The 9,966-nt window shown below is 41.2% G+C and carries 10 protein-coding genes and 1 pseudogene; 6 read left to right on the forward strand and 5 right to left on the reverse strand.

Going from position 1 to position 9,966, the window contains the following annotated elements; all coding sequences use genetic code 11:
- Positions 1 to 138: 138 nt before the first annotated feature.
- The 6 genes from F9856_RS08280 (at position 139) to F9856_RS08305 (ending at position 4,325) form a co-directional block, all read left to right on the forward strand.
- Positions 139 to 900: an amino acid ABC transporter ATP-binding protein gene (locus F9856_RS08280; protein WP_202106320.1), complete on the forward strand. Its 762-nt coding sequence runs from the start codon at positions 139 to 141 to the stop codon at positions 898 to 900.
- A 10-nt stretch (positions 901 to 910) separates the two neighbouring features.
- Complete coding sequence (locus F9856_RS08285) at positions 911 to 1,750, forward strand: transporter substrate-binding domain-containing protein (protein ID WP_202106321.1); 840 nt, start codon at positions 911 to 913, stop codon at positions 1,748 to 1,750.
- Positions 1,751 to 1,764: 14 nt separating this feature from the next.
- Positions 1,765 to 2,463, forward strand: coding sequence for an amino acid ABC transporter permease (locus tag F9856_RS08290; protein WP_105202146.1), 699 nt, complete (start codon positions 1,765 to 1,767; stop codon positions 2,461 to 2,463).
- A gap of 14 nt (positions 2,464 to 2,477) precedes the next feature.
- The gene (locus F9856_RS08295) at positions 2,478 to 3,137 is read left to right on the forward strand and encodes an amino acid ABC transporter permease (protein WP_202106322.1); all 660 of its coding nucleotides are present in this window, start codon (positions 2,478 to 2,480) and stop codon (positions 3,135 to 3,137) included.
- 122 nt (positions 3,138 to 3,259) lie between these two features.
- Positions 3,260 to 3,559: an acyltransferase family protein gene (locus tag F9856_RS12295; protein WP_202106323.1), complete on the forward strand. Its 300-nt coding sequence runs from the start codon at positions 3,260 to 3,262 to the stop codon at positions 3,557 to 3,559.
- On the forward strand, positions 3,531 to 4,325 hold the full coding sequence (locus tag F9856_RS08305) for an acyltransferase family protein (protein WP_202106324.1): 795 nt from the start codon (positions 3,531 to 3,533) through the stop codon (positions 4,323 to 4,325). The genes F9856_RS12295 and F9856_RS08305 overlap by 29 nt, the downstream gene beginning before the upstream one ends.
- 82 nt (positions 4,326 to 4,407) lie before the next feature.
- Here F9856_RS08305 and thrS read toward each other — a convergent pair whose 3' ends face one another.
- The 5 genes and pseudogenes from thrS to F9856_RS08330 all read right to left on the reverse strand — a co-directional run bounded on the left by thrS (position 4,408) and on the right by F9856_RS08330 (position 9,861).
- Positions 4,408 to 6,363 carry a threonine--tRNA ligase gene (thrS, locus tag F9856_RS08310; protein WP_202106325.1) on the reverse strand — a complete coding sequence of 652 codons (1,956 nt, stop codon included), beginning with the start codon at positions 6,361 to 6,363 and terminating at the stop codon, positions 4,408 to 4,410.
- A gap of 154 nt (positions 6,364 to 6,517) precedes the next feature.
- Positions 6,518 to 6,889: pseudogene (locus F9856_RS12190) on the reverse strand (hypothetical protein); the annotation flags it as partial.
- Positions 6,890 to 7,160: 271 nt separating this feature from the next.
- Positions 7,161 to 7,535, reverse strand: a complete 375-nt coding sequence (locus F9856_RS08320; RefSeq protein ID WP_044765526.1) for a hypothetical protein — start codon at positions 7,533 to 7,535, stop codon at positions 7,161 to 7,163.
- A gap of 13 nt (positions 7,536 to 7,548) precedes the next feature.
- The gene (locus F9856_RS08325; RefSeq protein WP_024398909.1) at positions 7,549 to 8,862 is read right to left on the reverse strand and encodes a glycosyltransferase family 4 protein; all 1,314 of its coding nucleotides are present in this window, start codon (positions 8,860 to 8,862) and stop codon (positions 7,549 to 7,551) included.
- Entirely contained in the window at positions 8,863 to 9,861 is a 999-nt protein-coding gene (locus tag F9856_RS08330; RefSeq protein ID WP_202106327.1) for a glycosyltransferase family 4 protein, read from the reverse strand. It lies immediately after the preceding gene.
- Positions 9,862 to 9,966: the final 105 nt, after the last annotated feature.

Genomic DNA, 9,966 nt, shown 5'->3' on the forward strand with positions numbered 1-9,966 from the left:
CATATTTCAAAACCATCTGACACAGCTATGTCACATTTTGTAACATACGACACATTAAATTGTCAGAATTTACTTGACATTGTATATAGGCAATGCTAAGATGGGAATACCTAAAAAACACTATGCAAGGAGAATTTTATGGCTTTAGTAGAATTTAAAGATGTCAACAAATACTATGGCGACTACCACGCCCTACGCAATATCAACTTGGAATTCGAACCTGGACAGGTTGTCGTTCTCCTTGGACCTTCCGGATCCGGAAAATCTACTCTCATTCGCACGATTAACAGTTTAGAGGCAATTGATGAAGGAACGCTCATCGTCAATGGACATGATATTTCCTCTACTTCTATCAAAGAGCTCGTATCACTTCGCAAAGAAGTTGGCATGGTTTTCCAGCATTTTAACCTTTACCCACACAAAACCGTGTTAGAAAATGTTACCTTGGCACCTATTAAGGTTTTGGGAATCGATAAAGCTACGGCTGAAAAAACCGCTCAAAAATATCTTGAGTTTGTTAACCTCTGGGATCGGAAGGATTCCTACCCTGCTATGCTATCCGGAGGCCAAAAACAACGTGTTGCCATCGCTCGCGGCTTAGCTATGAAACCTGAGCTTCTACTCTTCGATGAACCAACATCTGCTTTGGACCCAGAAACTATTGGCGATGTACTTGCAGTTATGCAAAAATTGGCACGTGACGGGATGAACATGATTGTCGTAACACACGAAATGGGCTTTGCCCGTGAAGTAGCTGATCGCATCATCTTCATGGCTGAGGGAGAAGTTTTAGTTGATACAACAGATGTGAATGGCTTCTTTGACAATCCGACAGAGCCTCGTGCTCAACAATTCCTCAGCAAGATTATCAACCACGAATCTGACAAAGTAAAACTCTAGGAGGAAGTCTATGGATAAGAAAAAAATCAACATTTTCTTTGCAATTAGATTATTGGTCTTTGGACTTATTCTTCTCGTTTTCGCAAAACAACCAGTAGCTCAAACAGAAACACCCGCATCCATTACCAATAGTGATCAAGTTCAAACTATCATCGATAGAGGCGTGCTCCGCGTCGGAGTGAAACAGGACGTCCCAAACTTTGGCTACAAGAACCCTGATACTGGTGAATTTGAGGGAATGGAGATTGACATTGCTCGTAAAATTGCAGATGAATTAGGTGTAGATATCGAATTTACTCCCGTTACAGCACAAACTCGCGGACCACTTCTTGATAACGGTCAAGTGGATATGGTCATCGCAACCTTCACCATAACCGAAGAACGTAAATTGCTCTACAATTTCACAACTCCTTACTACACAGATGCCGTTGGCTTCTTGGTCAATAAGGATAGTGGAATTAAGACATTTACCGACCTGGATGGAAAGACAATCGGTGTAGCTCAGGGTTCCATTACACGTACCCTCATCTCTGAACTAGCAGACAAATATGGTATCTCTGTCAATTTTGCAGAGCTTGGGTCTTATCCAGAACTCTCTGTCTCGCTACGTGCTCACCGTACAGACGCATTTTCTGTAGACCAATCTATCCTTTCTGGGTATATCAGTTCGAAATCTGAACTCATGGACTTTAGCTTCTCAGCTTCTGACTATGGAATTGTTACTAAATTATCTAACAAAGACCTTAACGACTACTTAAATAGTCTCGTAGAAAAATGGACTGCCGATGGTAGCCTACAAAGCATCTATGATGCCAATGGTCTCAAACCAGTCACAGAAACTGACGAATAGAAAGGTGAAACAATATGACAGTTTTAACAACTAGTCCTTACGCTTGGGAGAATTGGGTCAGTTATTTCAAGGATTTTCCAACCTTTTTCCAAGGTTTTCTCTTTACCTTAGCCATTTCTGTTGGAGCCTTTATCATGGCCATGTTTTTAGGAATTGTCTTTGGTAGTCTCTCTTCAAGTAAAAATAAAGTTTTTAAAATCATCGCACGTGTCTATGTTGAATACTATCAAAATACACCGCTTTTGGTTCAATTCATGATTGTTTATTATGGACTTCCACTGATTTCAAACTATGTTCTCATGCCGTCCATCTACTGGACAGCTGTTATCTGCGTCGGACTCTATCACGGTGCCTATATCGCAGAGGTCATTCGTGCAGGGATTGAGGCTGTGCCTACTGGGCAAACTGAAGCCGCACTTTCACAAGGATTTACTCAGTCTGAAACCATGCGAATCATCATTTTACCACAGGCCATTCCGACCATTCTGCCACCTTTGACCAACCAAGTCGTGAACTTGATTAAGAATACTGCCACTGTTGCCATCATCTCAGGAGCTGATATTATGTTTATGACAAAATCTTGGTCTGCCATGAATGCCAACTACATCCCAGCCTTTGCTGGTGCTGCTTTCCTTTACTTCATCATGTGCTTCCCTGTTGCAAGCTGGGGACGTCGCATTGAAGAAAAGAATAAGTCAGCTTTTTCACACTAGAAGGAGGTTGAACGATGAATTATGTTTTAGAATTACTCAAACCTTCAACCTTCCAACTCTTGTGGAACGGCTTGAAACTCACTCTCTATATCTCAAGCATTTCGGTAATCCTGTCCATTCTTTTCGGAATGATTCTCGCCATCATGCGAAATGGAAAAAATCCAATTTTCAAGTGGATTGCAACCATCTATATCGAATTTGTGCGTAACGTGCCAAACTTGCTTTGGATTTTCACCGTTTTCTTGGTCTTCCAAATGAAGTCAACGCCTGCTGGTATTACTGCTTTTACTATTTTTACCACGGCAGCCATGGCCGAGATTATCCGTGGTGGTCTCAACGCCATCGGACCGGGCCAGACCGAAGCTGGCTTGTCACAGGGTTTTACCCCAGTACAAATCATGGTTTATATCATCATGCCACAGGCCATTCGCAAGATGTTACCGGCTATTATCTCGCAGATTGTAACGGTCATCAAGGACACTAGTTTCCTCTACTCCGTTATCGCTCTTCAAGAACTCTTTGGTGCGAGTCAAATCCTTATGGGACGTTACTTTGAAGCAGAACAAGTCTTTGCACTCTACATCATGGTCGCCTTGATTTACTTTAGCATCAACTTTGCCATTTCAAGCCTGTCACGTTATGTGGCCAAGTCTTGGGCGAGCAGTATAGAGTAAATAATCTGAACCAGTTTTCTCGAGAAAGCTGGTTTTATGATATAATCAAAGAAAATGTACTCAAACCATTTTGGAAATGCCTCTGTTCCCAAATAGTTTAGAGTTAAATAAAGGAGAAACTTATGAAACGACTCATCTATATTGACCAGCTGAAAGGTTTTGGAATTTTAGCTGTCTTATTTCTGCATACAGTCGGTTATATCCGAAACGCTCTTCCATATACCGATATCCCTCTTTGGCGACTAGAAGCCTGGCTACACTCTTTCCTTATGCCATTTTTTGTATTTGTCAGTGGCTTTAGTTTCTATCATTTTTACCTAAAACCAAAACCTAGAAATAATACTTATATATATATATATATATATATATATATATATATATATATATCGGCTATTGCAAATATACGCAGTCTTTGGCAGTAGTATTGTAATTAGCAAAATCCTCTTTTCAAGTTACACTGTTGATAAAATACAACCTAGTCACCTCGTTTCTAATTTTCTCCTGCCAGATACATCTATGTGGTATATTTGGTTTTTAATCCTTATGGCCTCCGCAACTCTTATTCTCCATCGGTTGCAACTAACAGAACCAGTTTCACTGATTTGCATTGGTCTTTTTACACTATTTGCTGTCCTATGGGGTGGTCCATTAAATATCAGTCAGTTACCAATTGGGTTACAACACCTGACTTCTTTACCACTATTTTATTTTTTAGGTATTTATTTTGCCAAGAAAGAAATTCACAAGAAAATGGTTAGACAGGCCGTTTTTCACAGTTTAGCCGGTCTGGTCACCGTCTTCTATCTCATCTATTTACAGTCCTACCAAACCTACCCAAGTCAGCACCTGCCATTTCATACCTTCCTACGATATGCAAACGGACTAGCTATGACCTACCTGATTGTTTCTATCATAATCACTCTGGAAAGAAGATTACCCTCTATTATAGCTTGGTTTGGCCAGTATTCACTTTACTTCTATCTGGTACATACCTACATCCTGACAATTATTACTCTTTTCATAAAGAAATATTTTATAGATTTTTCTACACCTCTGCTGCTGCTCATAAGTTTTGGATTACTTCTTATCATCAATTCCCTAGTCTTGATGATTGTAAAAAGAATTCCTATACTGGATAAAGTATTTCAAGGGAAGGTGATTGCCTACCCTAAAAAGAAAAGTAACTAATAAGTGATACTAGCACTCCCAGCCAATTGGTTGGGAGTTTTTGCTGTCAAAAAAAGAAGCCCTTTCGGACTTCTCCTTATGATTATTCTTCAGCTGCTTCAGCAGGTCTTGACTTACGGGCAATATCTGCTAGGATATGGTCCACAAATTCTGTAACAGATTGAGTTTGTGTTGCCTTGCTTCCGTAACGACGGACGTTGACAGCATTGTCTTCCATTTCCTTATCACCGACGATGAGCTGGTATGGAATCTTGCTGGTCTGGCTCTGACGGATCTTGTATTGCATCTTCTCGTTCCGCTCATCTACGTGTACGCGAACGCCACGGTCTTGCAATTCCTTAGCAACCTTCCAAGCGTAGTCCAAGTGAGCTTCCACAGAGATCGGAATCATAGTCACTTGGGTTGGAGCCAACCAGGTTGGGAAGGCACCCTTGTAGGTTTCAATCAAGATGGCTGTGAAGCGTTCCATAGTCGAGATAACACCACGGTGAATCATGACTGGGCGGTGCTCCTCACCGTCAGCACCAATGTAGGTCAGACCAAAGCGTTCTGGCAAGAGGAAGTCCAACTGAATGGTTGACAGGGTTTCCTCGTTACCAAGGGCAGTTTTCACTTGGATATCCAATTTCGGACCGTAGAAGGCCGCTTCACCCTCTGCTTCAAAATAGTCCACGCCCATTTCATCCATGGCACCCTTCAACATACGCTGGGCATTTTCCCACATCTCATCGTTATCGTAATACTTCTCTTTGTCCTCTGGATCACGATAAGACAGGCGGAAACGGTAGTCGTTTAGGTTGAAATCTGCGTACACATCGATAATCAACTGGAGAGCTTTTTTAAACTCTTCTTGAATTTGCTCAGGTGTGACAAAGATATGACCGTCGTTGAGGGTCATCTCACGCACCCGTTGCAAACCAGTCAATGCGCCAGATTTTTCATAGCGGTGCATCATACCAAGCTCGGCGATACGCACTGGCAATTCACGGTAAGAACGCACATGGTTTTTGTAAACTTGAATGTGGTGCGGACAGTTCATTGGACGAAGCACAAACTCCTCACCGTCACCCATGTCCATAGTTGGGAACATATCTTCTGAGTAGTGCTCCCAGTGACCCGAAGTCTTATAGAGTTCAACAGAAGCCAACGGTGGCGTATAAACGTGCTGGTAACCAGAAGCCAATTCCTTGTCTGTGATGTAACGCTCCAAGGTACGACGGATAGTTGCACCATTTGGCAACCAGAATGGCAAACCTTGACCAACTTCTTGGCTGATCATGAAGAGATCCAATTCCTTACCAAGTTTACGGTGGTCACGTTCTTTTGCCTCTTCACGCATTTGAAGGTACGCCTTGAGGTCTTTCTTGTCAAACCAAGCCGTACCATAGACACGTTGCATCATTGGATTTTCGCTCTTACCACGCCAGTAAGCACCAGCCACATTGAGCAATTCAAAAATCTGGATACGACCTGTTGACGGAACGTGTGGGCCACGGCAGAGGTCAACGTATTCGCCCTGAGTATAGATGGTCAAACCGCCTTCGTCGTCAGAATGTTCATGAATCAATTCCAACTTGTATGGATCATTTTTGAAGATTTCAAGAGCTTCTTCCTTAGTCACCTCACGGCGTTCAGAAGGGAAGTTTTCCTTGACAATCTTCATCATTTCTTCCTGAATGCGTGGCAGGTCTTCATTTGAAATCTGACCAGCAGCATTGTCCGTATCATAGTAGAAACCATCCTGAATAGCTGGACCAACCCCTAGCTTAATATTTGGAAAATGACGACGAGCCGCTTGAGCAAAGAGATGCGCCGCTGAGTGACGCAAGATGTCCAAGGCATCCTCGTGGTCAGGCGTTACGATTTCAAGCGTGCCATCCTCTTCAATAGCACGAGTGGTGTCAATCAGTTTACCATTGAACTTACCAGCAAGCGCCTTTTTCGCCAAAGACTTACTGATGCTCTCCGCAATTTCAAAAGTTGTCACACCAGCTTGGTACTCACGAACAGCACCATCTGGGAAAGTAATGTTAATCATAATATAAGATATAAAGGGCGTTAAGCGGACACAGACAAAATAGGAAACAGAACGACGACGCAAGCGTCCAGTTCTCGTTTATCTTTTTGGCAAAGTCCGTAGCCCGTATTCAGTTCAACCAAATACGGAGACCCTAGTCCTTTCTATTTTTTATTTATTTTTTAATCCCCAATAACTCTTCTTTTTGAGCTAAAAAGGTTTCCATTTCTTTTTGAATATCAATATCCAGGCGGTCAGCCAGTTCAATCAACCACCAGATATTTTCAGCCAATTTATGCTCCAAGGTATAGGGCGTTTCATCATAGTAACGCCCCTGCTTGGTCATAATCAGACGGTTCATGTTGGGAGCGAGAAAGAACTCAACAAATAGAAAAGAGTTGGTCAACAAATCTTTATTTTAAGTTGTTGAGCTGAAACAGTCTATCCCCAGACTGTTTCACTCCTCAATGGACCACTCTTTCTCATGGTGCTTGAGTTCCAACTCTCTGTAAGCATGACGCACATCTTGACACCGTTTTAATAAATCATCAGGCAGCATCATTCCTCCTTCAAAAGAAAACACGACGCCCTCGCAAAAGGACGTCGTAACGTGGTTCCACCTTCATTCGCAGTCACGCAAAAAAGCCTGACCACCTCAGATTGGCGATAAGGGAACCACCCTTTTATGTTTGCATAAAATCATACCGAGTAGTGTCAATCCTATCCTCTATGTGCTTGCACCAACCGCACACTCTCTCAAAGATTTCCTAGAATTGATAAGTCTCTAAAAGCTATTATAACAAGGATTTTCCGATATATCAAGGATTTTTCATCATTTTCTTTCTTAAGGAAAACAGCAGAGCTCCTAACCCATTTCCGATGAGGGCACAAAAAGTATAGGCCAATTGATAAAGTAGAATCCACTCTTGAAAGAAAAAAATTGTTACAGGATAGAGCAGAAAAACCAGTATCAAAAGCCAAATAGAAAAGCCCTTGAACAGTCCGTAAACTAGTCCCAGAAAAAATAATACTACCGGGGTGTAAATTAGAATATTTCCAACTACAAGGCCCTTAGAAACCATAGTATCACTGACTAAATGAAATGCTATCAAATACATTCCTGCATACATAAATAAAATCACAATTATCGCTGGAATGAAGACTTTCCAACTAGTTTTCTGTCTCTTTTCCATTTTCAACACCTAACTAATCAAAGAAATTTCGAATTGATTTTACTTGTTCGACTGATTTTTTCAATATTTTTGCTGTCGTGTCTGTTGATTTAACTACTACTTTTTGCGGTAGGCAAATAGCCTCTTTTATCAATGCTTCTGCTACGCTATCTTGATTAGTATGTTCTTTTCTAAAATCATACGAAATCTTCAAATCTAGATAATATTCAAAAACCTTGCGTCCAAAATTCGTAGAAGAAATCTCATAGAGCTTCTTATCAAGCACATACGGATTCATTGGTGGCGTAGCAACAATCGCCTCAACAACGGCATCTGCCAACTCCTGTTCTCGAATGAAGAGCGTCCCAAACATCTTATCTGTTATAACATTTTTTAAATAGGGATTGCTATGTGCCAAAATAGGAGTTCCAGAAGCTAAGCTTTCTAAGAAAGTTAGTCCCTGTGTTTCACTGGTCGAAGCAGAAATAAAGAAATCCGCAGCTTTATAATAAAGTGCTGTATCACTTGGTGCAATCATTCCCGTCAACTGGACATGTTCATCTAGATTAAGCTCCGCTATCATTTCCTGAAGATCATCTGTATAAGGTCCACCTCCGACAATGACCAACTTCACCTTTGGATTTTCCAGCAAAATTTTTGGCATTGCCTGAACGATTGCTTGGATATTCTTCTCGTGAGAAATCCTAGACAGACTTAACAACATCGTTTCATCACTAGCAATTCCTAGCTGTTCCCGCAACTCATCTGTTTCATCCTTGCCAATTTCTGGTCTATCAAACTTTGCCAAGTCAATTCCTGTCGGAATTACTCGTTTAGAAATCGGAACATTGTAACTCATTAAAAGATCTTCAACGATCTCACTGGGGCAAATTACCCCATCCAAATCTTTTAAAAATGCCCGTACTAAATATTTAACCATCCCGGGACGAATAATCCTACCCTTGGCAATATAGTGTACGTAGTCTTCATACTGGGTGTGATAAGTATGTACCACCGGAATATCAAGTTCCTTGGCAATCATTTTCCCCAAAATCCCCAAAGAAAATTCTGTATGTGTATGAATAATATCTAGTTTATAGCGACTTGCAATTTTTAAGGCATCTGTAAAACCTGCGTAGGCCACTCGACGATCTTTAAAGGCAAAAAAAGGTACGCTAGGAATTCGGATAATGTCCCAATCTTCGTAGCGATTCACATCCTCATCTGTCGTCGTAAAAATAAATACCGTATGTCCCAATTTTTCCAACTCTGTCTTAAGAGTCCGAATCGAAGTCGCGACTCCTGAAACCTGTGGAAAATAGGTATCCGTAAACAATCCAATCCGCATTTACATCTCCAATACTTGTCGATAGGCATCCACCAATTGGTGGGAAACATTATCAATCGAGCGACTAACCGCAACCTGGTAGCCCGCCTCACGTTTATCAACCTGCTTGTCTAAGATTTTCTGAATAGAATCGACAAAATCATCCACTGTATGTCCCAATTCGGCAACGTTTTCGTCAATCCAACCATCGTAAACTGGAATATCTCTTAGAACTACATGCTGATGACTAGCAAGAGCTTCCAGAACAACAATCCCTTCTGTTTCCTCATACGATGGGAAGAAAAAGGCATCCGCTCCGCTCATTGCACCTTGAAAAACAGCACCTTTAAAATAACCTGGAAACTCGACATTCGCTGGATGATCTCCCTCAACAATTTTTCTAATATATGACGGAATCAGCCACTTATTGATTGAACCGAGCCAAATGAAGCGGACATGCGGCATCTTTTCGGCTACCTTGACAAAGTCTTCAATTCCTTTACGTCGGAAGTAAAGTCCTGCACAGACAACAACTGGCTGACCTTCTTCAATTTTAAAATGCTCTCGAAAGACTGCTTCCTTACGTTCATCCTTCTTATATTTATCTAAATCAATACCATTCGAAACGGCTATAATTGGCGTTGTCACACCGTAAGACTGGATGAGTTTTCTTGAATACTCTGAAGGAGTGATGACAAAGTCTGCCTTTTGGTACATGCTTGCTAGATATTTCCCCACAAAAGGAGCTAGGGTATTCGAACCGATAAAGGAATTTTGAAAATCTTCCTTCGTGGAATGTCCATGCATGATTACCTTTTTTCCACTCCGTTTGGCTGCATGTAGCAATAACCAGGAGCGTGGACCATAGGTATTGATATGAATGACATCGTAATCTCCCAACAGGTCTGTCGTATAAGGAATGCCTGCCATATCTAGCGCTTCCATCTGGTGTTGAAGTGCCCGGCCAATTCCTGATTTCTCTAAAACAGTTTTACCTTCTAAATACAATAGTACTTTCATAATACCATTATAGCCCTTTTTTACATTTTTTCATATTTTAAACTGTATTTTTTGTATCAATTAAAGCCAATACAAAAGAATATAATCCTAAATATAGGATTACAC

This window comes from Streptococcus suis (assembly GCF_016743335.1).
In the GTDB taxonomy this organism is placed as follows: Bacteria; Bacillota; Bacilli; order Lactobacillales; family Streptococcaceae; genus Streptococcus; species Streptococcus suis_Y.